Below are 22,828 nucleotides of genomic sequence, written 5' to 3'. Positions count from 1 at the left end.
TGAAATTCTCCTACCACCGACTACACTTAGCCGGTAAATATTATTGTCATTAAACTGTGCTAACTCAAATTTTTTCAGACTTCCGCGGTTTGCTCTCCATGATCCACCTACTCGAAACATAAAAAAATTAGTAGGATTTCGATATATGGTGTGACGAGAAAGCTTTAATTTCCTTGCGTATTCTTTCAGTGTGAAATAGCTGTCATCATCCATTTATCTCTCTCCCTTACATAACTCATAAAAACGCTGTAGGAACGTTGATTTTGCTTGTGGTGGCGTTAATGGATTAACAACAAAATCACCAGTTTGGATGCCATCAAGCATTAGCCAATTACTACCAACATCGATTTCTAAATCACGTTTTTCAGTTGCTAGCATCATTAGATCTGCAAAATGAACTTCATTAGACATAGTTTCTGGTAACCCAAACTTTTTGCGGATCATCTTTTCCACGCGCAATTCAATTAATTTATATTCAGGTAATAGTTTTTTAAGTGGTGATGGTAGGTCTTTGACATAAGCTTCACTGGCATCATGAAGAAGAGCTTCCAACGCGAACTCAGGCGCAACTAAATAACTCGCATATACAGAGTGTTGAGCAACAGAATAAAAATTATCAAGCTGCCCATTAAAACGACATTCATTAGCAAGGCCACTTGCAATATCTTGAATATCAACATCCTCGATCCGTACATCGAGGTAATTGAAGTGCTTATTTGTTGCTGTTGCAATATAAGTCATTATTCTCTCCACACAATTCTATAAATGCCACCAGATCAGTGGCATCTGTACTATTATTTACGCTGAAAATTTACCAATGAATGTTTCGATTTCACTTTCATCAAATTCATCACAAAGTAGATTGCGAAACTCTTGAGCGATTTGTTCTTCAAGGTTTTCAAGTTGAACAATACGGAGCACTAAAACAGGAATATCACCCCCTGTGAGTACGCTATAACGCAATTTAATGCTACGTTCTTTTAATTCGTCATACGGAGTGCAGGTAAACTGAAATGCAGTAGGCATTACATCTTTGCTTCTGGCTTCAACATTCTCTAATACTGAACGCTTAGCACTAAAATCAGCATCTTCATGTTCAGCGGAGCGTGTTGATTCAATCGTAATACGGCGAACAGCAGAAATAGCTTGTTTGATATCTAGAACATTACCGTCAGCATCGAACGCCATTAAATAATCGCGCCAATCTTCTAACCACTCAGCTAATTCTTTCTGGCGATGTTTAACACCATCAATTTTTAATAGTTCAGCGAATGGAGCTGTTTGTTTTAATTTAATAACAGCCGTGTTATCAGCATGACCAGGTTCACCAATTGTGCCGATATTAAAAATAGTTTTGGCACTCATTTCATCGGCATCAATAAAGCAGCTAACACCTTCTTCAATTGCGTTTTTGATTGAGTATTTAACAAAGTCACTGATACTGGTTGTTTTCATTTCACCGCGAAAACGGAAGCGACCTTCTTGTAAATTTTCCAAACTACTTACTTTAAAGTCGTTCGGAAGAACAATAGCAGGGCAAAGAGACTTCTCTATTGCATCGAGACTTAATGAAGCCACAGCCATATTTTGAATTTGCGAAATAGCAGTGCCGTCTAATTGAGACATGAATAAACTCCTACTTATTTAAAAGCATTAAATTAAATGGATAGGTTTAATTAAAAATAAGGAAACTAATTAACGGATTTTAATTTCCCTTCGGGCTGACCTTGCAAAGAAAATAATTGACCTTGATCTTCTTGCATAATTGTCAACTTACCACCTTTACCCACGTACATTGGCGTTTTGGTGGTGTCTTCTTCAGCCCGTTTTCCGCGTGGTGTTGGTGCAGAGAATTTAAGTTTATGAGTTATTTCAACTCGTTTTTCTTCCATTGAATTACTAAGGCGAGCAATATCTAATTCAATAGTGACCTTGCCTTTTCCACCATTATTCAAAACGCCTAACGCTACATCATTTAAAACTGCAGAGACTTTATTTTCAAAAACGCCAGCGTCTAATTCTGAAAGAAAGTCGGGGACATTTGTCTTACGATCTTCTTGGCTCATTTCTATAACCTCACGTTATCACTTCACACAATAAGAAAGGGCACTAGCTACAGTGGATACCTGATATGGACTGTCATGGATGAATGCCAGTACCCTTACTTATTGTTAGATTTGATAAAAATGGCTGACTGAGCAGAACATTATCACCACTCCCCCAGTGTTGGTTTAAGACTCAGCCAGCCATTGTTTCTCTTCACACTTCAAATATTGTGCCTGATTATTTTCCCACCTCAGGCGGTGGTGGTATTCTTGGAAGATCCGACACAACCAAGAGAATGTTAAAATGTCAGGTTTCAGCAGAGCATTACAATTAAAAATTCTGGAAATTGCAGTACAGGATTACCCTAATGCTATTCAACCCCAAAATATACCGTCAGATTTTTCTGACATTGATGATGATATTTTATTAAAAAACATTGCATATCTTAGTGAAGAGGAAATGATAACCGGTGGAGTAATCCATGTAATGGCTGGTGCATTTCCTGAACTTACACTAATAAAAGCAACTAGACATGCTATAAATCTACTTACTGAGGAAGGTAGTATATCCACCTCTCTTAAAGTAATTACAGTCAGACTACATGATGAAACATTAAATGAAATTCGTGATTTCATTACTTTAAACGTCCCTGACCCAGAAGAAAGGAAAGGGTATTTGCAGCGCTTAAAAGAGCTTCCCGTTGACGCCACAAAACACATTGTGCTTCAACTACTGGGTAAGGGGCTGAATCAGATACCGGACGCAGTTCAGTGGCTACAAACAGTGCTCCGTTCTTAACAAACTCAGATTCTTCACTGTGTTTTACAAACTTAACCCAACCGACGGTTTCATGTAGCTCCAACCAAAAATCGTCATGAATATTGTCGGTTGATAGAGTTAACGCATTTTTATGAAAAACCAAGGCGTAGATCCTGAGATATTGTTTTTCACTAGTAGTATTACTCACGCCAATTTCCCTCCACACAATTGATTCTCTTCACACATAAAAATCATTTACTTTGGGTCTGAATAGCACTTTTGATTCTGTACTCGTCTATTTCATCATCCAATTTTGATAAGTCAGCCACCAGCTCCCCACGTTTAGCATAAAGCTCAAGCAGATGATCAACAGAAGATAATTTATCTTTCATCCAAGCAACGATATCTTCATCAGTGAAATTGGCTGGCGGTATGATTATTGGTTCAGTTGTCACAACCACTCTCCTCACCCAAATTATTTCGCTTTAGAAGTAGAATGCAACTAAAAGTAGATATTGTCAACAACTAAAAGTAGAAAATATGTGCGTAAAAAAACCAACTAAAAGTTGGCTTTAATGTTTATGCGAATTGTTTAAATGACATTGGTAGGCTTCTTATGAGTTTTCCATGAAAATAAACTTCATGTATTTCATGATCATCGATAAAAAATGGAGGATAAAAATCATTATCTGATATTACAGCTAATTTTCTACCTTTAACCCGTTGCAATCGTTTAATAAACGTAGAATCTTCAAAGTTAAAGATATAGATACCGTCTCCATTAAACTGATTTATTTTTGTATCTATAAAAAGTAAATCTTTAGGGTTTAGTGTTGGAGTCATACTATCACCATCAACATTGATGATCATTACGCCGTCTAGATTACTACGGCCAAATAGCTCATAAACACGTTCTTGTGGTATTTCTATTGATCTAACCACCTCTGGATATGGGTTATTAACATAACCATTTCCAGCTGATGCAAATGCCTCAATTTGTCTGACTATTACTGTGTCTTTATTAAATTCGTTCTGAGGATTAGTTTGTAGGCCGACACCATAATCAAGATATGCAGGGGTTGAAAAAACGGTTTTAGCAACTAATTCCATCTTATCATCTCTAGGCTTGGCTGTGCCCAGCGTATATCGACGTGCCATTTCATAAGACACACCAACCTGTTCGGACAATTGCCGAATGTCTACATTAACTTCTTTCATTCGCTGGGTTAGCCGTTTAGCGAAAGTATCATATTTATTATTTTCTACCATAAGTAGAATTCTATCCACCAATCCCGCCATTGTCATTTCTATTTTAAGTTGTTTTATTTGTCTACTTTAAGTAGTATTAGTGTATTACTTTAAGGAGAGGCATTTATGCACCAAGAAAATTATACAGAAAAAGCAATTAGAACAATTGGGGTGCCATCTGCAGTATCTCGAATGTTTGGCTTTAATTCCCCTCAGTCAGTTTTTAACTGGATCAAAAATAACAAAGTACCAGCAGAGCGAGTCATTCAATTATGTGAATTAGGTGGTTGGGTTGTATCTCCACATCAACTGCGCCCTGATCTCTATCCAAATAAAACCGATGGCTTACCAAAAGAATAACAAAACCGTTTAAAGCAGTTAACTACAAAAGTTTATCAATGGTGGTAGGAAATGAGTCACTCAATAAAATTAACGGCGTTTAATAAAAACCATAAGGTTATTGATGTTTGGGATCATCTCTGCGGGGTTCCTAATAACAGGATAAATCCAATCGTTCTCATAAAGTTCATTGCTTTTAAGAGTATCAAAAAAGCTGTCTACGGCATGGTTATAGTTGTTGCATTGTCTTGTGGTCAAGTGAGGGCGCAAGGCTCTGAAGTCATCACGAGTAATACGAGGCATGTCTCTTTTCCCGTCTTTACAGTCATCGAGAAATTTATCAAGGAGCAAGAACAACGGATCTGCAATGACGTTGAACTCCTTTCTCTTGTCTCTTCTTCGGGCGAGGGTATGACCAATCCAAGTTCCCAAGAAAAAGGAAAAAATAGCCCAAAAGAAAGTAATAAGGCTAAGGCTAGTTTTGAGAAACAAGACCAAGTGACCCAAGAAGATATCGAGCATGTTAAATCATTCCTTATCGGTATGTTATTTGTGTCCTTGGTGATGATCCCACTAGGAATAATGTTTAGCGAGTGTTTTAGCCCACGAATATTAGCAAAACGTAAGCGCTGGATGAAGCTTCATGAGTTAAAAGCAAAACGGTTTTATAGAAATAATCCAGAAAAGCTTTATGTCATGCCACGTAAGACTTTTTGCCAATGGTTGTGGTTTTAATAATAAGAGGTATCTATGAGTAATCAATCAATAAAACAAGTAGTGAAAGAAATGTGTGAGGCGACAGCTGGTGGACGTGAGGCAATGGCTGGAGCACTTGGTCTGTCTTTAACGTCATTTAACAACAAACTTTACGAGAAAAATGGCTGTCGTTCTTTTGATTTAAACGAGTTGTTAGCGATGCAAGATATCTCTAAGACCGTTTTATTTGCTGAATTTGTCGCTCGTGAATCAAACCGCTTGCTCGTGGACAGAATTAGTCCTGCAGAGTTGGACGAAACTGAGCTGTTTGTACTGCGTAGCAATGTTGACGAAATGCAGGGGCGTTTAGCGTTAATCATGAAAGACAGTTTGGCTGATGGCGTTATTGATGATGATGAAGAGCAAAAAATAAAAATGATGTTGGATGGATTAATTTCGCAGATCCGCACATTTATGAATGCATTTGTTTCGTTACATCAAAAGAGAAATTAAAGATGGCTATATCCAGAAAGGGTGAAGCCAACGATGTACGGTCGCTGGCTTCGGTTTGCAAATTTCAATTGTGTGAAGAGAAATAAGCATGAGTAGATTAGCGCATTTAATACCTAAAAAGCAATTCCGTTGTTTACCCGTCTCGGGTAGTCAGTCATTTCGCTATGTAGAAATCATAGCTTCTGATGAACAACCAGACAACTACCAACTAAATTCAGGTTTGGTAGATAGACAGTCTCTTAAAAAGGCATGGGCTGATTTTTATTTTTCAAGTGGAGAGCGAGGCAATGAGCAATGAGAACCCAAACAAACTTGATCGCTACTACAAAAATCACAGAGGTATCGTTGTTCATGTTGTTCGTTATGACAGAGCAAAACAGCGTGTCATTTTTATGCTGGATGGTTGCGACGACCCACAATGTGAACCTGTGCAGCGTTTTAAAGAGAAGTACACCAGAGTTAAGTGAGGCGGCGCTATGACGACTATTTTTGATGTTGTACAAGCTATGTCAGGGCAGAAAAACGTCATTGTTATTCCTGTTCCCTATTTAGACTTTTTCAAGGGTGATCAGCAAGCTCATGCTTTGTCTGCAATTTTAAATCAACTTGTCTTCTGGTCTGGCGTTTCATCAAGTGCTGATGATGGCTGGTTCTATAAAAGCCATGAAGAGCTGGCAGAAGAAATTCACGGGCTTTCTGGTGAAGAGCAAGCTCGACGCCTCGTTGATAAATTACGTAAGAAGTATTTCCCTGGTGTGATTGAAACCAAGACAAAAAAGGTCAATGGAACACCCGTTACTCACTACAAGATAGATGGCAATAAACTTATCTCTATGATTTTTCCATCTATTTCTGAAACGTCGAAAGTGAGGAATGGAAACGTCGAAAGTGAGGAATTGGAACGTCGAAAATGCGGAATGGAAACCGCAGAAATGCAGAATCATGGAAACGTCGAAAGTGAGGAATCCTATCTTTATACAGATCTTAACTCAGATAGAAACTTACAGATCACTAAAAACCCTTCGTCGCAGAATTCTAACGAATCCAGCGACCAGCCGAAAAATGATTTTTTAACTCGTTATCCCGAAGCAGTGATTTACAGCGCTAACTTCCAGAAATGGGGAACTGCAGACGATTTAAAATGTGCAGAATGGTTGTTTGCTCGAAAATGCGAGGTGTTCGTAGATATGGGACTTCAAGCACCTAAAGAGCCTAATTTCACGGAATGGGCTAACGACATTCGCTTGATGAGCACAATTGACGGGCGCTCTCACAAAGAAATTTGCCAACTCTACAAACGCATTACTCAAGACGAGTTCTGGAAAAAGAATATTCAATGCCCCCAAAAACTGAGGGAGCAATGGGATAGCGTAACGCTGCGCCTAGCTGGTGATGAAAAAGTTGCTATTGATACTGTCGAGCGCGATGAAACATTTCTATTAATTTTTCGAACTGGATGGAAACCAAAAAACAGAATTCAAGAGTTGTCAGCGGTTCAAGCCCGCAAGAACGGACTAGGTAGAATGAGTGAGGTTGCTGGGTTATCTGCATGGCGTGGTATCTGGAAACAAGTTGCAGAGCAAGTTGCACAGGAGGCCAGCAATGATTGATTACGCACTGAAATTACACGACTTGAAAAGCCAATCTTCTCATAGATTAAAGGAAGTTGGCGATCAGTGGCGCACCCCTGAAAATCTGTACTGGGGTATCAATTCGCTCTATGGGCCTTTTACGCTAGATCTCTTTACCGATGCACAAAACAGCAAATGCCCTCATTTTTACACCGTTGAGGATAATGCGCTTACTCAAGATTGGTCGGAAAAACTCAAAGAAATCGGCGGTTCAGCTTTTGCTAATCCACCATATTCACGTAGTTCATATCATGAAAAACAAGCTGTTACTGGTGTTAGACATATCATGAATCATGCGTTAGCCATGCGTGAAAAAGGCGGGCGCTATGTTTTCTTGTTGAAAGTGGCCACAAGCGAAACATGGTGGTGTGAAGAGGCCGATCATATTTGTTTTATTCGCGGTCGTGTTGGTTTTGACGTTCCTCAATGGTTTGTTCCTGCGGATGAAACTCAAGTGCCAACGGGGGCATTTTTTGCTGGTGCTATCGTGGTGTTTGATAAAACGTGGAATGGTAACGCCATTGATTACATTCAGCGTAGTGAGCTAGAGCAAATCGGCAAAACATTTATTGAACAAGCAAAGTGGCTTGTATCGAGAGGTGTTGCATGAAAATCACAGAGCAAATTTTAGCATTGTACAAAGTCGGTGAGGTAGTAGATCGCGACATTGTTACTCGTGATTTAGAAACCACACTGGGTGGTGCATCAAGAGCGCTAGCTCATCTTTGGAGTTTGGGTGCATTAATCAGGATCAGCGAAGTGCGCCCATTACGTTACAGAGTAACTAAAGAGTCTGAAAGAGTTCATGCAGCAATAACAGAGAACCGTAAATCAGGTGAGTCAGTCTACATTGAAAAACTGAATATTCAGAAAACTAAAAAATGTGCTTTGCCAACTATTAAATGGGTAAAACACGCGACATCTAATTTTTCATTAATGGGGAAATTACCAACTGAGCCCTACGATTCGTTAGTCAGAGCAGCACGTAATAATAGGAGCTGATAATGATAATTAAATACATGTTGTTTGTAGCGTTTTGGTTTGTAGTGACATTACTGATTGGTCTATGGGGGACTTATGTCTGAATTAATACTCACACTCCCATTTCCACCTAGTGTGAACACTTACTGGAGAAACACCAAAAGAGGAACCTTAGTCAGTGTAAAAGGGCGAGTCTTTAGATCAAATGCAATTGCAGCAGTCTATGAACAATTAAAACGCAGACCAAAATCGATTGAGGGTGATGTGTTTGTTTCAGTGAAATTGTACCCACCAACTAAACAGGCTAGAGATATCGATAATTTCCTAAAAGCCCCTTTTGATGCGCTCACTCATGCTGGTGTATGGGTGGATGACAAGCAGATTAAAAAAATGGATGTTGAATGGATGGACGTTATTAAAGGCGGGAAGCTTGAAATCACCATTCGTCAGCATAGTAAAAGCGTGATGTACGGTCACGAATAAAACGTGGAGAGAAATAGCATGAATGGATTAATTGTTATTGATGGTTTTCAGGTTCGTAGAGATGTAGCCGGTCGTTATTGTTTAAATGATTTACATCGAGTGTCGGGTGGTGAAAAACGGCACCAACCGTCAAACTGGAGTTCATTGGCTCAAACAAAAGAGTTAATTGATGAAATTTCGACCGCTCCTGTGATCTCAGGAGCGCCTATTGTTACTGTTGCTGGTGGATATAACCAAGGTACCTATGTTTGCAAAGAATTGGTCTACGCTTATGCAATGTGGATCAGTGCTTCTTTTCATTTAAAAGTGATCCGCACCTTTGATGCTCTAGTGACACAACAGCACCAAGAAAAACTCAGCGATAAAGTGCAGGCGGGAGTGATACTACTTGAGTCGATGTCTAAAAGTTTAAATTTTTCGAATTCATCAAAGTTAGGCGCTTATCAAAAATTACAAGCAATGGCTGGATTACCTGAGTTAGCCCCTGTTTATGCGATTGATGCGCCAAGCGGATCTATGGATGGTTCAAGTCGTTCAACAGTTGCACTATCAACGCTGATCAACAAACACAATTTACCTATTTCAGCACGACAAGCCTACAAACGATTAGCTGATCTCGGCATTGTTGAGCGGTTATCACGTCCAAGCACGAAAACAGCTAACAAAACGAAGGAGTTTTGGTCTGTTACGGCAAGGGGTTGTCAGTTTGGTAAGAACATGACCAGCCCTAATAACCCTCGTGAAACCCAACCGCATTTCTTTGAGAGCAAAACGGATGAATTGATCCGTATGGTGATGTTGAATAAACAGGTGAGCGCATGAAGCTATTGTTAACCCCCTATATTCAAAAAGAATTGGGTGTTGTGTTGTTGAAACCGGGCGCTGAATTACTCGAGCAATTTAAGAATAACCATCGCGTAATTATTAGTGATGTACCTAAAAGTTTAGACGTTCTCCCGTCAGGTGTTTTAACGGGTGATGAGCAGCCATTATTGAATAACAAACACATCATACAATTTCTCAATAGTAAAAAAGTGGTTCATGCGATAGATAAGGTTGCCCCAATGGATATGTGGGTAACTCGTAATATTCATTGCTGTCAGATTGACAACGATGAGGATAATTACCATCACCATGAATTAGTAACAACCTTTCATGAGGCGGGGGTGATCCGCACTTGTTGGTACCACGATAATCATATTCGTTATTCATCGGCTGTGTGGGTAGCTGAATTAGCACATGAAAATCGTATTAATTGGATGATAGACACTATTCGTTTTCGTTTGAGGTTAGATGATAACCACCAGCTAACCATTCCAGATTTTTTCACGTTTGCCGTTATGCATGGTGTTGTTGATGAGTTGCCCGATGCCATATTGCGGAGAGTGTTGGATTGGCCTGAGGAGCCGAAGGAGCGCAGAGTGCATGGCGGTTTCCCTGAGGCTGACATTATCCCAAGCAATGTAACAGCCCTATCAACAATGAATGAGCGATTAGATGCGATAAACCCCGTTATAAAAGTCTCTGTCGATCCTGAGCCACCAGCGTCATTTCTTCTTAAACCTAAGATGCAACGTTGGGAAAATACCAAATGGCTACAATGGGTGAAAACTCAACCGTGTTGCGTGTGTGGGCAACAGGCTGATGATCCGCACCACATCATTGGTCATGGCATGGGAGGTATGGGAATGAAAGCTCATGATTTATTCACTATTCCATTATGTCGCATTCACCATGACGAGCTACACCGTGACCCAAAACAATGGGAAAACACTCACGGTAATCAAATCGAGTTGTTATTTAATTTCTTAAACCGGTCGCTAGGCATCGGTGCATTTATTTAACGTGTGTACGGCACGAGGAGTATTAGATGATTTATCCATTAACAGTAGGTAAAGGCGAAGAGCATTTAAAATTACGTACACTGGAAAGTGTGTGGATCCGTGGGCGTTTGAAAATGTGGGGAAGATGGGCGGCTTTTAGTAAGGCTCCTAGCGCTGCAAGTATGTTTAATCAATTATTGGAAGAACCAACAATCACAAAAAAATCTTTAAAAGATGCAATAAATAGAATGTATACATCGGGATTATCCAAAGAAACTTTATTGATGTTTCTAGAAGAGTTTAAGGATAAAAAAACACTTAGTAGTATGTGGTTTTGCTCTGATGCTGAAGGTGGTGAAATGGATAAGGTTATTTGTGAAGTAATGAATGCAGATGCTGGGTTGCTGAGTATTATTAAGCAGCACTATGTTTATAAAAAATCAAAACATGAGATAGCATTAGAGCTTTGTGAGAAAGATGGTCGTTATTGCTTGCGTACATATCAGGACAGAGTTAAAGCATGGCTAAATGTGGCTGAATTTATGCTTTATCGCCCAATGTGCGATAGATTTGATAGAGAGTATCATTATTCTGAATAAAACTTGACTATTTTGCCGATAAAGTTATAGTTTCCATATATGCTGTGCGAAGTTATACACGCAACACAGTAAATGAATTTAAAGCCTCGCTAACGCGGGGCTTTTTTATTTATAGCTTTTCCAAAAATATTTGATACCGCTCTATATCAGCATTACTTACATTCTCATCTTTTTCCATCCATTTAAGTAATTGTGATAAATTTTTGTTTGTGAAAAATAGTCTCGCTATTTCCAGTTTATCTTTCAATCTAGTTATATTTGTATTTATGGCGTTTATTTTTACCATTATTTTCTTTAACTTGGTTCTTGATGTTCTTTCTGGGTCGCAGGATTCCAATTCCGATACTGGTGCTTTTAATTCAGAATAAAAGATAGAATCCAAACTATCATCCTTTGATAAAAAATCTATATACTTGATTTGCCCAACAACGATATCGACTGTTTCATCAATACGTCGGCCTGCGACTTCTGCTAACTCTTTTTCTTTAGCCGTTGTGAGCGTGGTTAAGTAGACCTTATTGTCATTATTGCCATACATAATTTGAAGTCTATTATAAGCAGACCTCCCAATTATATTAGGGTCGGATATATCTTTAAATAAGCGTATTGCCCATAAAATATTTTTTGGACCCACAGTTAATTCATTTATTTTCTTCCACAAAGTGAATATTTCTGGTTTAGCCAGCCGGGCACTTTGTTTTAATTTTTCATATTCAACTTTATTTAAAAACTCTGATGACATTTCACCAAAAATAACATCAAAGTATTTATTACCGCAGGCATTGCCAATATTTGTTTCTATTTCTGCATCGGTTTTTACAATATACCCTCGTAAATGAGGGGTATTACAATTTTTTAGACCACAAGATATTTTTTCATCAAGCTCATAGTAACCTATTATTTTCTCTAATGATTTTCCTTTTATGTCAAGTGCTTCAGTATAATGTTCTCTATTTTTTATAATGCTCCAGTCAGGTACTTGGACAATTTCATCGTCTATTTGTAGATATATTTTATTTGCCATTGTAATACCTTTATTTTTATACAGAGTAATTATTATACAATGAAATTTAGGTTAGTGATCCTTAACAGTTAATTGCACTTCAATATCTATTAAGTATTTATTTTTATAAACAATAAGTTGAGGAGATTTATAGCGCGCTAGTTCTTAACTTAATTGATAGTGGAAACTTAAGTGTATGGCGTGACCACTACGAGAGTGTGGTAAATACAACTTGCTGTTTTACCTGGTCAGAGTTACATGTGTAGTTATGCACAATAACTAACCAAGGATATAAAATATCATGTTAAAACAGTGTGATATAACAACACAGGCAAGTTGTGTACTTGAAACAATCTCAAAAAGTGATTGGCAAACAGTACAAGCAATTTCAAATCAAACTGGGCTAAACAATGAAAATTGCGAGTTCCTATTAACTCAGTTTGAAATAGCAGGGTTTGTCGCAAAGCAGGGAAATAGCTATATGCGCACAGCCTAAAAAATATAAAGAATTCATAAGCTGATGGCTTAATGGTCATCGGCTTTTTTATTGCGTAGAAAAGGACTTCTGATGCAACTATTTAACGATGATGCACTATCTGTATTAAAAACACTACCCGATAACAGCATTGATTTAATCGCGACGGATCCACCGTATTTCAGGGTGAAATCGTGTGCATGGGATAATCAGTGGGATAGTGTTGAGGCTTATTTATCGTGGCTTGATGGTGTTCTTGCTGAATTTTGGCGAGTATTAAAACCCAATGGCAGTTTGTATTTATTCTGTGGCTCTAAATTGGCATCAGACACTGAACTGCTTGTTCGTGGGCGGTTTAATGTATTAAGTCATATTATTTGGGCTAAACCATCAGGACCATGGAGACGACAAAATAAAGAGAGCCTACGCGCCTTTTTTCCTTCAACGGAACGAATACTTTTTGCTGAACATTATCAAAAGCCAGTCATAGCTAAAGGCTCTGAATTTTCTTTAAAATGCAAAGAGCTAAAGCAGAACGTATTTAAGCCTCTGATTGATTATTTTAGAAATGCTCGTTTAGCGCTACAGGTGAGTGCAAAAGAAATAGACAAGGCAACAGGTAAGCAAATGAGCAGTCATTGGTTCAGTAGTAGCCAGTGGCAATTACCTAGCGAAGAAGATTATAAAAAATTACAAGCACTGTTTACACACATTGCTGATAAACAAGAAAGGCTATCATCGTTATCTCGCCAGTTTAGCGAGTTAGAACGAGAGCAATTTACATTACAGAAAGGGTACCAAGAATTAATAAAAGAATATGGTTTATTAAGACGTCCATTCTTTGTAACTGCAGATGTTCCTTACACCGATGTGTGGGCTTATCCCCCTGTTCAATATTATCCCAGCAAGCATCCTTGTGAGAAACCATCAGACATGATGGAACATATTATTCGTTCTAGTAGTCGAGAGGGTGACTTAGTAGCCGATTTCTTTATGGGGTCAGGGGCAACACTGAAAGCAGCGCTAAAACTTAATCGAAAGGTTTTGGGTGTTGAATTGGAAACAGAGCGATTTCAGCAAACCATGAACGAAATCTATAAAGAATATTAATATAAATAGTAAGATATACTTTGCATTGTATTTTGTAAGGAGTCTATGTATGTCTAATGGTACTATTATTTGTCCTCACTGTGACCGGAAATTAAAATATGAAGAGTGGGGAATTGTTGGCCCTGGTGGAAAAGAAAAAGAGCCAGTTATTTGTCCATATGAAGATTGTGGAAAAATAGTTTTTGAAGAAATGATTAATGGGGTATTTAGCAGTAGCAAAGTAACTGATTGATGTAATCATTTAAAAAATATAAAAGGCTACGCACTGCGTGGCTTTTTGTATTTAGAGGCCGATATGACACTTAATAATTTAAAAGTAATCAATAATCGTCATATAGCCGAAGAGCGGAGAAAATCGGTTATTGAAAGAGCAGAAATAAAAGCAAATGTTTATGAATCAGCTAAAAGATTATTTCAGCTTGCAGAAGATAACGATTATGTAAAACATAGTGATGGTTATATTGATGTAATACTCACTGGTTGCAATATCAATATTTTTCTCGATTTAACTCGTAAGAATAATTTATTTAAACGTTGTGACGATAAAGTCTATCAACACAAGATATGCAATAAACTCTTTATGCATAAAAAACTAGATCACCTTGGTGGAGTTAATTTCGCCAGAATTATCCTTTCCTAATACGCAGACCACAGTATCAATAACACGTTTACCACTTCACACAAGAGCTGTGTGTCTGCATCCCTTTAACTAAACTCGGACACTCCGTAGGGGTGTATATGCGCATGGAAAAATTAACCAATGCTACCTACGGAACGGCTGGCTTAACTGCCTTTTTTGCAAGTCTCTCGCTTTACGAATGGGGATTTGTAATAGGGATGGGATTCAGCATGCTCCTTGGATTAGCAACTTATTTTATGACACAGCGAGAACAACGGAAACGAACAGAGTTATTTGCTGAATTAGTTCATCGAAATTGTTCTGGTGATCCGCAAGATATAGAAAAGATAGTTGGCGAGATGCTGACTAAAGCTAAAAAGGACATTTAATGAATCTAAAACAAAAGGTGGCTGCAGTTGCGAGTGCTGGTTCGGTCAGCATTGCACTAACAGTGATTGGTTATTTTGAAGGTGTGCGTTATGAGCCTTATCGTGATGTTGCTGGCGTTCTAACCGTTTGTTATGGACACACAGGGAAGGACATTATTCAAGGTAAGGCATATACACCGCAAGAGTGTGATGAATTATTGCAGAAAGATTTTATCAGAACGCAACAGCAAGTTAATGTCCTGGTTAAAGTACCACTGGATGATAAAACAAAAGCCTCTCTGTATTCCTTCGCTTTTAATGTGGGTACCACAGCATTTTCACGTTCTACATTACTCAAGAAATTAAACGCAGGTGATCAGCACGGTGCTTGCGAAGAAATGAAACGTTGGGTTTATGCTGGTGGAAAGGTTTGGCGAGGGCTAGTCAGTCGTAGAGATGCGGAGTCAGCACTATGTCATGGAAATCTTTAATCCTCATTCTAATAACCGTTGTTGCAATATTACTAATGGTTTCTTTTTGTGTGTATATCTCAATTGATAATTCATGTGTTAACGATAAGGCAAGTTTAGAAAAGCGCTGTCAGGTAGCTATATCACATCACAGGTACTAATTATGAAGCACTGGAAAATTTACATTGTCATTGTGATGGTGGGGATTGTTGCTGGTGGTTGTGCGTTGATTAATGCACAAGCGAAAAGAATTAACACACTGACAGAAAACAACAAAGAACTTACTGCCACACTCGAAGATCAGAAGGCTATCAATACTGATTATCAAGTACGTATAGAGCGACTAAATCACCTCGATATTAAATACACTCAGGAGTTAGCCAGTGCAAAGAATGAAATTGATAGGTTGCGTGTTAGTGCTGAGCGCAATCCTGAACGGGTGTACATCAAAGCCAACTGTCCAGAGAGCACCAGTAATCCCACCACCAGCATGGCTAATGCAACCACCGCCCGACCTACTGACACCGCTATCCGAAATTATTGGTTACTCAGAGAGCGAATTGCACAGTCAGAGCAAATAATTGAAGGGTTGCAGGATTACATTAGAGTGGAGTGTGTAAACAAAAAAAAGCCCAGCATGGGTGCATGGGCAAACTAACAATATATCAATTAAAGTATAGTGATATTTGCTTAGTATAGCTTAAGTAAGTATATATACCAGATTGATAATTCTGATTAACCCATCTCCTACCTAAATAAACAACGCAAGATAAAAATAACCCTGTGATTTTGGGCTTCCTCAGGGCTTTCACTGGTATGTGTGAAAACAATAGATTACCAATATCCACTAAGCCAATCTGTTAATAATCAACGTAAGTTTTTAGAAAACAATCGCCTCGCAATAGCGGGGCTTTTTAATGGAGAAATATCATGGCAGTAGAAGGTTCAGATAATCCAGTTAAATTCCGTGAAGAACTGGATAAAAGCATTCCGAAAGAATAAAAAAAGCCCAGCATGGGAGGCTGGGCAATACTAACAATATATTGTTTCATATGGGTATAGTTAGACTTATTATTATAACTAAAGTAAATATATATGCTAGTTTATTGTGTTTAATTATTTATTTTTATTTGATTAATAGACGTAAGATAAAAAATAACCCTATGATTTAATGTTCATAGGGCGGTTAAAATGAAGCAAAAAGTAAATATCAATCATTTCCAATTATATAATTATTATTTCTTTATGCAATAGAATATATTGTATTTCTGTTATATTAGTAGATTAAAAAATATATTTAATTGTAATATGTCATATAGTATCTATTTGATGTAAGTGCCTCTTTAGAGGTAGATAGTATTCCACTCTATCTGAACTCCCAATGGAATAAATAACGATGTGTAATCAAAAGTTAGTCGCACTTTTACTCGCTGATGGATCATGTAAACAAGTTGATATCACGGACATGTACTAATGACATGAGCATAAATACTCCAGATATCTATTTAGATAATAGTGACTGCTCGTCATTTGTACTGGGTTAGGGGGGCAGTAGATTTTGATGAAAAAAAACTGTAAGAGAGATTATAGGGCTGAAAAAACATAAATATATTTATATATCTTTTTGAAACAGAAAGCGCCGCATTGTCGCTGTTTCCTATGTTAGCCATGACCTGTTTTATTCTCGACAGATAGCGCATAGTGAGAGTCAAAAACAATGAATACCACCGCCTTAGCTATTTTCGGTCATTATCAGCAACGTCAGCTGTAGGTAGAAGAAAGGACGTGACGATGGAGAGACATCATCTACAAACGTCATTCATTGATTGGTGTATACAGATAGCCATCAGTTAACCGCTGGTGGCTTTTTTATTGCGGAAAATTTGTAATGGAATGAAAAAAATGAAAAAACGCAATGTCTATGGTGGTCGCTGGGCTAAAGTGCGATTAGCTTTTCTTAATGAGAACCCGCTCTGTGTTATGTGTCAAGAGCAAGGTCGTATTACTGCAGCAACTGTTGTTGACCATATTATTCCGCATCGACTTAGAGATGCAATCCAATCTGGTGATAAGGCGCTCATCACAAAAGCACAAGCCCTATTCTGGGATAAGAAGAACTTTCAGAGCTTATGTGACCTTCACCACAACTCAACAAAACAGCGAATGGAAAAGAGTGGAAAAGTTGTTGGTTGTAATGCTGACGGCATTCCCCTTGATCCTAACTCTCACTGGAATAAGTAAAGTAATATCAATTGTAATTATAACGGTGTGGGCGGGTAAAAAGTTCAAATCTTTTTGTTTGGATTACCTAGCCCCGTCATTTGTGTGCACAACCGCGAAATGAAAAGTTTTTTTCTGGGAGGTTCCGATGGCAGGACGACGCCCGAAACCGACCCACTTGAAGGTGGTCACCGGTAATCCGGGGAAAAGAAAACTTAACGATAAAGAACCCCAACCTAAACGTGAAATTCCAAGCCCACCTGAACATTTGACGGACTGGGGAAAAATGGCATGGGTAAAGTTAACGCTATTGTTGGATGGGATGGGCGTTCTGACTATTGCTGACGTATTTGCGTTAGAAAGGCTGTGTGATATTTATGCCGATATTCTTCAGTTGCGAGACACCATCGCCATTGAAGGTCGAACATATACAACAAAAACCCAATTAGGGGATTTTTTAATTAAAGCGAATCCCGCAGTGGCGATGCTGGCTGATGCGGATCGACGTTTCAAAAGTTATTTAGTCGAGTTTGGTTTAACGCCAGCATCTCGCTCAAAGGTGAAAGTAGATGGTGGAGAAGAAGAGGAAGACCCACTCAACCAATACTTCGGTTGATCCTGCAACTCAATATGCTCAAGACGTTAATAGTGGAAAGATACTGGCTGGCCCTGACATCAGAAATTCTTGCGCAAGGCATCTCAAAGATCTAAATGAAGCTAAAAAGCGTGGTTTAGTCTGGGATGTTGATGCTGTACAGCGCGCCATTGGATTCTTTGCAAAGGTGTTAAAGCTTAATGGTGGTGAGCATGAAGGGAAGCCATTTATCCTATTGCCTTGGCAATGTTTTGTCATCGGCTCCATCTTTGGGTGGAAAATGGAAGATGGTACACGTCGATTTCGCATGGCGTATGTTGAGTCAGGAAAAGGCTCAGGCAAGTCTCCATTGGCGGGTGGTGTTGGTCTTTATTGCTTAGTCGCTGATGGTGAGCCTCGTGCTGAAGTTTATGCAGCAGCAACAAAGAAAGACCAAGCCATGATCTTGTTTCGTGATGCAGTGGCAATGGTTGATCAGTCACCTGCGCTTAGTCAGCGTATCACTAAATCAGGCGGTGCAGGTAAAGAGTGGAATTTGGCTTTTTTAAAGACAGGCTCATTCTTTAGGCCAATTAGTTCTGATGATGGGCAATCAGGCCCCCGACCACACTGCGCCCTTATCGACGAAATTCATGAGCATCGAAATAACACTGCTGTTGAAATGATGCGTGCTGGTACAAAAGGTAGGCGACAGGCACTGATATTCATGATCACAAACAGTGGTCATGATAAAACAAGCGTATGTTATGACTACCATGAGTACGGACGAAAAGTTGCTGAAAGCACCATTGAAGATGACAGTTTCTTTTCTTATATCTGTTCTCTTGATGAAGGCGACGACCCGTTTAAAGATGAATCGTGTTGGGGAAAAGCAAATCCTTCTCTAGGTTATACCTTCACGGATCGCTATTTACGTGAGCAAGTCACACAAGCCCAAGGCATGCCAGCAAAAGAAAGCATTGTTCGTCGTCTTAACTTTTGCCAGTGGGTGGATGCTGATAATCCATGGATCAATGGTGACACATGGATGAATCGAGAGAAAATCTTTACCTTGGAAGATCTACAAGGTGAGGAATGTTACGGTGGATTAGACTTATCAGGAACACGAGATTTAACTGCGCTCGCGCTTTATTTTCCTCGCATAAAACACCTATATGTTGAATTTTGGACACCCAAAGACACTTTATTGGAAAGAGCTAAAACTGACCGGGTTCCTTATGATGCATGGGTTAGACAAAGCTTTGTTCATACAACACCGGGTAAAGCAGTTAAATATGAATTTGTTGCAGAGCGTCTCTCTGAAATAACTCACCACGTTAATTTGCTTGCAATTGGATTTGACCAATATCGTATTAAATATCTTGAGCCTGAGCTAGATGAAGCTTCAGTTACTGTGCCTCTTATTCCTCATGGGCAGGGATATTACAAAGCTAAGGACTCAGGATTATGGATGCCTCACTCAATAGAATTATTTGAAGAACTTATAGATGATGAAAAATTAGTTATTCATGCGAATCCTTGTTTGAGATGGAATGCAGCTTCTGCTGTTTTAGAAGCTGATCAAAAAGAAAATCGTATTTTTGCTAAAAAGAAAAGTACCGGACGAATTGATGGTGTTGTTGCATCAGCCATGGCAATTGGTACTGCTGAAGGTGAGGTTACTGATGATGGTAACCTTGATGATTTTTTCTCTAACCCTCTGAGTATGTGATGACAGATAAACAATATTCAATAGATTTGCGCACTAATCATGGTTGGTTTGCGCGTCTGGCTTCTTTCTTTGTTGGTGGAAGGCTCGTAACACCTGAACAAGGTTCACAATCAGGCGTTATTTCTGCACAAGGATCACTTGGTGATTCCTCTGTAAATGATGAGAGAATATTACAAATATCAACGGTTTGGCGTTGTGTTAGCTTGATTTCGACGTTAACTGCCTGCTTACCATTGGATGTTTTTGAAACGGATAAGCAAGGAAATAGAAGCAAAGTTGATTTAAGTAACCCATTGGCTCGATTACTACGATATTCACCCAATCAATATATGACTGCTCAGGAATTTCGAGAGGCAATGACCATGCAGCTTTGCTTTTATGGTAATGCTTACGCACTGATTGAGCGAAATAAATTTGGTGACGTGATCAGTTTGCTTCCTTTGTTGTCTGCCAATATGGATGTCCGCATGGAGGGGAAAAGTGTTATTTATAAATATCAGCGAGATCATGAATTTGCGAAATTTAAACAACACGAAATTTTTCACTTAAAAGGGTTTGGTTTTAATGGGTTGGTAGGGTTGTCACCCATTGCGTATGCGTGTAAGACAGCAAGTACGGCAGTTGCGATGGAAGATCAACAGCGTGAATTTTATGCCAATGGAGCGAAGTCCCCTAAAATCCTGACAACGGGTGATAAGGTATTAAATAAAGAGCAACGTGGCCAACTTGAAGAGAATTTCAAAGAAATCGCAGGTGGTCCCGTTAAAAAACGATTGTGGATATTGGAGGGAGGGCTTAAAGCCGAAGATATTGGTGTTAGCCCTCAAGATGCAGAAACAATGGCATCGCGTAAGTTTCAAGTCAGTGAGTTAGCTCGTTTCTTTGGTGTTCCCCCTCATTTAGTCGGTGATGTTGAAAAGTCAACGAGTTGGGGAACTGGCATTGAACAGCAAAACTTAGGGTTTCTTCAATATACCTTACAACCCTATATCTCTCGATGGGAAAATTGTGTTTCAAGATGGCTTTTAAAACCGAGTGATATTGGTAAATACCATGCAGAGCACAATCTTGATGGGCTATTGAGAGGGGATTCTGCTTCTCGCGCGACCTTCATGAAAGCGATGGGAGAATCAGGTCTAAGAACTATTAATGAAATGAGACGGCTCGATAACTACCCGCCACTTGAAGGAGGGGATGTTGCATACCGACAAGCGCAATATTTACCAATAAATCAACTTAGCAAAGAGCCTCACGAAAGTGGGGCTTAATTATTTATGGGGGCAAAATGTCCGACATTAGAAAAACACTCGCCTTTGATGATGCAGAGATTAAATTCACCGGTGATGGAACCCAAGGCATTTTTGAAGGGTATGCATCTGTATTCAGTAATACCGATTCAGATGGAGACATTATTTTGCCCGGTGCTTTTAAGGGGGTTTTAGCAAATCAGAAACGCAAAGTAGCTATGTTCTATAACCATCGAGCATGGGAGTTACCAGTAGGTAAATGGGAACACATGGAAGAGGACTCAAAAGGATTGCTTGTTCGAGGGCAACTCACGCCTGGTCATAGTGGCGCTCAAGATTTAAAAGCAGCAATGAAACACGGTACCGTGGAAGGTATGTCAGTTGGTTTTGGTTGCGTTCGTGAGGATTTTGATGTGACTTCCTCTGGACGTATTTTTAAAAATATTTCTATGCTACGGGAAATCAGTATTTGTACTTTCCCTGCAAATGAACAGGCTCAAGTTTCGTCACTAAAAAGTGTCGATGGCCTATCCACTATTCGTGATATTGAAGATTGGCTGAGAGAGTCAGTAGGTCTGTCAAAATCAGAAGCGATTGGCTTCATCTCCCGCTTCAAATCAGCTATTCGGAGTGAGTCCGATGGCACTCAAAAATCTCAAGTAGATTCCATTATTAACCAAATTAATTCATTTAATCTGAAAGGATAAATTATGTCTGATTTAACCCAAATTCAAAAAGCCATCGAAGACTCACAAACTAAAGTTAAAGAGTTATTTGATGAGCAGAAAAAGCAAATTGAAGAAACGGGAACCATTTCAAAGCAATTACAGACTGATTTAACAACCGTGCAAGAAGAACTAAAAAAAGCGGGTGAACGCCTGTTTGATTTAGAGCAAAAAGGTGCGACAAGTGCTGATGACCCAAATGCTAAAAAGGATTTCTCAGAACGAGCATCAGAAGAGCTTATTAAGTCGTGGAATGGTAGTGCAGGGTCTTATGAAGTGAAAACATTCAATAAGTCACTGGGTAGTGATGCAGGTTCAGCGGGGCCGTTAATCCAACCGATGCAAGTGCCTGGTATTGTCATGCCAGGTATGCGTCGTCTCGTTGTTCGTGATTTATTAGCGCAAGGTCGTATTTCTAGTAATTCACTAGAATATGTTCGCGAAAAACTATTTACCAATAACGCTGCTCCTGTGAAAGAAAAGGCTCAAAAGCCTGAATCTGACCTGACTTTTGAAAAGCAAACCACTAACGTGATCACTATCGCGCACTGGATCCAAGCGTCACGCCAAGTTATGGACGATGCGGCACAACTGCAGTCTTACCTGAACACTCGTTTATTATACGGTTTAGCATTAGTTGAAGAAAATCAACTGCTTAATGGTGACGGTTCAGCTGATAACCTGACAGGTGTTAACCAAGTCGCAACTGCGTACGACATCACGCTAAATGCCACTGGGGACACGCAAGCTGACTTAATCGCCCACGCTATTTATCAGGTAACAGAATCTGAGTTTAGTGCATCAGGAATTATTTTAAACCCTCGTGACTGGCATACCATTGCACTAATGAAAGATAAAGAAGGGCGTTATATTTTTGGTGGTCCTCAAGCATTTACTTCAAATGTCATGTGGGGATTACCAGTTGTACCAACAAAAGCACAAACACAAGGTGAATTTACTGTCGGTGCATTCGATTTAGCTTCTCAAGTTTGGGATCGTATGGATGCAACCATTGAAGTGAGTCGTGAAGATCGCGACAACTTTGTGAAAAATATGCTGACTATTTTATGTGAAGAACGTCTAGCGTTAGCACACTATCGCCCACAAGCACTTATCAAAGGCTCTTTTGCAACAGCGGAAGGTAAGTCAACAAAATAAATAACAGGC

32 protein-coding genes are annotated in these 22,828 nt (G+C 39.2%); 26 read left to right on the top strand and 6 right to left on the bottom strand.

Annotation, left to right across the window (positions count from 1 at the left end; all coding sequences use genetic code 11):
• Positions 1–213: 213 nt before the first annotated feature.
• The 3 genes from ABN099_RS02655 to ABN099_RS02645 form a co-directional block, all read right to left on the bottom strand.
• Positions 214–741 carry an HD family hydrolase gene (locus ABN099_RS02655; RefSeq protein WP_349462146.1) on the bottom strand — a complete coding sequence of 176 codons (528 nt, stop codon included), beginning with the start codon at positions 739–741 and terminating at the stop codon, positions 214–216.
• Between the two features lie 57 nt (positions 742–798).
• Positions 799–1,626: a YfdQ family protein gene (locus ABN099_RS02650; RefSeq protein WP_349462145.1), complete on the bottom strand. Its 828-nt coding sequence runs from the start codon at positions 1,624–1,626 to the stop codon at positions 799–801.
• Between the two features lie 65 nt (positions 1,627–1,691).
• Positions 1,692–2,066, bottom strand: a complete 375-nt coding sequence (locus tag ABN099_RS02645) for a hypothetical protein (RefSeq protein WP_252447340.1) — start codon at positions 2,064–2,066, stop codon at positions 1,692–1,694.
• 283 nt (positions 2,067–2,349) lie between these two features.
• Here ABN099_RS02645 and ABN099_RS02640 point away from each other — a divergent pair, with 283 nt between their 5' ends.
• Positions 2,350–2,844, top strand: a complete 495-nt coding sequence (locus ABN099_RS02640; protein ID WP_072070917.1) for a hypothetical protein — start codon at positions 2,350–2,352, stop codon at positions 2,842–2,844.
• A 212-nt stretch (positions 2,845–3,056) separates the two neighbouring features.
• Here the strand turns inward: ABN099_RS02640 and ABN099_RS02635 are convergent, their stop codons facing one another.
• Together ABN099_RS02635 and ABN099_RS02630 are read right to left on the bottom strand one after the other, a co-directional pair.
• Positions 3,057–3,260: a hypothetical protein gene (locus ABN099_RS02635; RefSeq protein WP_311752736.1), complete on the bottom strand. Its 204-nt coding sequence runs from the start codon at positions 3,258–3,260 to the stop codon at positions 3,057–3,059.
• Positions 3,261–3,384: 124 nt separating this feature from the next.
• A complete protein-coding gene (locus ABN099_RS02630; RefSeq protein ID WP_156733232.1) occupies positions 3,385–4,104 on the bottom strand; it encodes a LexA family transcriptional regulator in 720 nt (239 codons plus the stop codon).
• Positions 4,105–4,179: 75 nt separating this feature from the next.
• Between ABN099_RS02630 and ABN099_RS02625 the strand changes: the two genes are divergently transcribed.
• The 12 genes from ABN099_RS02625 to ABN099_RS02570 all read left to right on the top strand — a co-directional run bounded on the left by ABN099_RS02625 (position 4,180) and on the right by ABN099_RS02570 (position 11,118).
• Positions 4,180–4,413, top strand: coding sequence for a transcriptional regulator (locus tag ABN099_RS02625; RefSeq protein ID WP_036900996.1), 234 nt, complete (start codon positions 4,180–4,182; stop codon positions 4,411–4,413).
• Between the two features lie 51 nt (positions 4,414–4,464).
• Entirely contained in the window at positions 4,465–5,127 is a 663-nt protein-coding gene (locus tag ABN099_RS02620; RefSeq protein ID WP_349462144.1) for a hypothetical protein, read from the top strand.
• 15 nt (positions 5,128–5,142) lie between these two features.
• Positions 5,143–5,601: a YmfL family putative regulatory protein gene (locus ABN099_RS02615; RefSeq protein ID WP_156733233.1), complete on the top strand. Its 459-nt coding sequence runs from the start codon at positions 5,143–5,145 to the stop codon at positions 5,599–5,601.
• 88 nt (positions 5,602–5,689) lie between these two features.
• Positions 5,690–5,899 carry a hypothetical protein gene (locus ABN099_RS02610; RefSeq protein ID WP_349462143.1) on the top strand — a complete coding sequence of 70 codons (210 nt, stop codon included), beginning with the start codon at positions 5,690–5,692 and terminating at the stop codon, positions 5,897–5,899.
• Entirely contained in the window at positions 5,889–6,068 is a 180-nt protein-coding gene (locus tag ABN099_RS02605; protein WP_349462142.1) for a DUF4222 domain-containing protein, read from the top strand. Before ABN099_RS02610 ends, ABN099_RS02605 begins: the two co-directional genes overlap by 11 nt.
• Before the next feature lie 9 nt (positions 6,069–6,077).
• Positions 6,078–7,211: a replication protein 15 gene (locus ABN099_RS02600; protein WP_349462141.1), complete on the top strand. Its 1,134-nt coding sequence runs from the start codon at positions 6,078–6,080 to the stop codon at positions 7,209–7,211.
• Positions 7,204–7,842 carry a phage N-6-adenine-methyltransferase gene (locus ABN099_RS02595; protein ID WP_349462140.1) on the top strand — a complete coding sequence of 213 codons (639 nt, stop codon included), beginning with the start codon at positions 7,204–7,206 and terminating at the stop codon, positions 7,840–7,842. Before ABN099_RS02600 ends, ABN099_RS02595 begins: the two co-directional genes overlap by 8 nt.
• Positions 7,839–8,234: a hypothetical protein gene (locus ABN099_RS02590; protein WP_349462139.1), complete on the top strand. Its 396-nt coding sequence runs from the start codon at positions 7,839–7,841 to the stop codon at positions 8,232–8,234. The genes ABN099_RS02595 and ABN099_RS02590 overlap by 4 nt, the downstream gene beginning before the upstream one ends.
• 75 nt (positions 8,235–8,309) lie before the next feature.
• Positions 8,310–8,696: a RusA family crossover junction endodeoxyribonuclease gene (locus ABN099_RS02585; RefSeq protein WP_349462138.1), complete on the top strand. Its 387-nt coding sequence runs from the start codon at positions 8,310–8,312 to the stop codon at positions 8,694–8,696.
• 18 nt (positions 8,697–8,714) lie between these two features.
• Complete coding sequence (locus tag ABN099_RS02580) at positions 8,715–9,518, top strand: KilA-N domain-containing protein (protein WP_349462137.1); 804 nt, start codon at positions 8,715–8,717, stop codon at positions 9,516–9,518.
• Positions 9,515–10,540: a DUF968 domain-containing protein gene (locus ABN099_RS02575; RefSeq protein WP_349462136.1), complete on the top strand. Its 1,026-nt coding sequence runs from the start codon at positions 9,515–9,517 to the stop codon at positions 10,538–10,540. The genes ABN099_RS02580 and ABN099_RS02575 overlap by 4 nt, the downstream gene beginning before the upstream one ends.
• A 26-nt stretch (positions 10,541–10,566) precedes the next feature.
• Positions 10,567–11,118 (top strand): DUF1133 family protein, encoded by a 552-nt coding sequence (locus tag ABN099_RS02570; RefSeq protein WP_349462135.1) that lies wholly within the window; start codon positions 10,567–10,569, stop codon positions 11,116–11,118.
• A gap of 109 nt (positions 11,119–11,227) precedes the next feature.
• Here the strand turns inward: ABN099_RS02570 and ABN099_RS02565 are convergent, their stop codons facing one another.
• Positions 11,228–12,142 carry a hypothetical protein gene (locus ABN099_RS02565; protein WP_349462134.1) on the bottom strand — a complete coding sequence of 305 codons (915 nt, stop codon included), beginning with the start codon at positions 12,140–12,142 and terminating at the stop codon, positions 11,228–11,230.
• A gap of 280 nt (positions 12,143–12,422) precedes the next feature.
• On the opposite strand from ABN099_RS02565, the gene ABN099_RS02560 reads away from it, so the two are divergent.
• The 13 genes from ABN099_RS02560 to ABN099_RS02500 all read left to right on the top strand — a co-directional run bounded on the left by ABN099_RS02560 (position 12,423) and on the right by ABN099_RS02500 (position 22,819).
• The gene (locus ABN099_RS02560; RefSeq protein WP_349462133.1) at positions 12,423–12,617 is read left to right on the top strand and encodes a hypothetical protein; all 195 of its coding nucleotides are present in this window, start codon (positions 12,423–12,425) and stop codon (positions 12,615–12,617) included.
• Between the two features lie 72 nt (positions 12,618–12,689).
• The gene (locus ABN099_RS02555) at positions 12,690–13,706 is read left to right on the top strand and encodes a DNA-methyltransferase (protein ID WP_349462132.1); all 1,017 of its coding nucleotides are present in this window, start codon (positions 12,690–12,692) and stop codon (positions 13,704–13,706) included.
• A gap of 49 nt (positions 13,707–13,755) precedes the next feature.
• Entirely contained in the window at positions 13,756–13,938 is a 183-nt protein-coding gene (locus ABN099_RS02550) for a hypothetical protein (protein ID WP_349462131.1), read from the top strand.
• A 63-nt stretch (positions 13,939–14,001) separates the two neighbouring features.
• A complete protein-coding gene (locus ABN099_RS02545) occupies positions 14,002–14,346 on the top strand; it encodes a hypothetical protein (protein ID WP_349462130.1) in 345 nt (114 codons plus the stop codon).
• 98 nt (positions 14,347–14,444) lie between these two features.
• Positions 14,445–14,714 (top strand): hypothetical protein, encoded by a 270-nt coding sequence (locus tag ABN099_RS02540; protein ID WP_349462129.1) that lies wholly within the window; start codon positions 14,445–14,447, stop codon positions 14,712–14,714.
• Complete coding sequence (locus tag ABN099_RS02535) at positions 14,714–15,184, top strand: lysozyme (RefSeq protein ID WP_349462128.1); 471 nt, start codon at positions 14,714–14,716, stop codon at positions 15,182–15,184. Before ABN099_RS02540 ends, ABN099_RS02535 begins: the two co-directional genes overlap by 1 nt.
• A 142-nt stretch (positions 15,185–15,326) precedes the next feature.
• The gene (locus tag ABN099_RS02530) at positions 15,327–15,821 is read left to right on the top strand and encodes a lysis protein (protein ID WP_064720315.1); all 495 of its coding nucleotides are present in this window, start codon (positions 15,327–15,329) and stop codon (positions 15,819–15,821) included.
• A gap of 1,244 nt (positions 15,822–17,065) precedes the next feature.
• Positions 17,066–17,404 (top strand): HNH endonuclease signature motif containing protein, encoded by a 339-nt coding sequence (locus ABN099_RS02525; RefSeq protein WP_064720838.1) that lies wholly within the window; start codon positions 17,066–17,068, stop codon positions 17,402–17,404.
• A gap of 127 nt (positions 17,405–17,531) precedes the next feature.
• On the top strand, positions 17,532–17,999 hold the full coding sequence (locus ABN099_RS02520; protein ID WP_064720837.1) for a phage terminase small subunit P27 family: 468 nt from the start codon (positions 17,532–17,534) through the stop codon (positions 17,997–17,999).
• Positions 17,953–19,689, top strand: a complete 1,737-nt coding sequence (locus tag ABN099_RS02515; RefSeq protein ID WP_349462127.1) for a terminase large subunit — start codon at positions 17,953–17,955, stop codon at positions 19,687–19,689. Before ABN099_RS02520 ends, ABN099_RS02515 begins: the two co-directional genes overlap by 47 nt.
• Positions 19,689–20,957 carry a phage portal protein gene (locus ABN099_RS02510; protein ID WP_349462126.1) on the top strand — a complete coding sequence of 423 codons (1,269 nt, stop codon included), beginning with the start codon at positions 19,689–19,691 and terminating at the stop codon, positions 20,955–20,957. Before ABN099_RS02515 ends, ABN099_RS02510 begins: the two co-directional genes overlap by 1 nt.
• 17 nt (positions 20,958–20,974) lie before the next feature.
• Positions 20,975–21,643 carry an HK97 family phage prohead protease gene (locus tag ABN099_RS02505; RefSeq protein WP_197269972.1) on the top strand — a complete coding sequence of 223 codons (669 nt, stop codon included), beginning with the start codon at positions 20,975–20,977 and terminating at the stop codon, positions 21,641–21,643.
• Positions 21,644–21,646: 3 nt separating this feature from the next.
• A complete protein-coding gene (locus ABN099_RS02500) occupies positions 21,647–22,819 on the top strand; it encodes a phage major capsid protein (RefSeq protein WP_349459202.1) in 1,173 nt (390 codons plus the stop codon).
• Positions 22,820–22,828: the final 9 nt, after the last annotated feature.

This window comes from Proteus hauseri (genome assembly GCF_040139125.1).
Taxonomy (GTDB): domain Bacteria; phylum Pseudomonadota; class Gammaproteobacteria; order Enterobacterales; family Enterobacteriaceae; genus Proteus; species Proteus hauseri_B.
The sequence above is the reverse complement of the archived record's forward strand: the minus strand, read 5'-3'. Positions and strand labels throughout refer to the sequence as shown.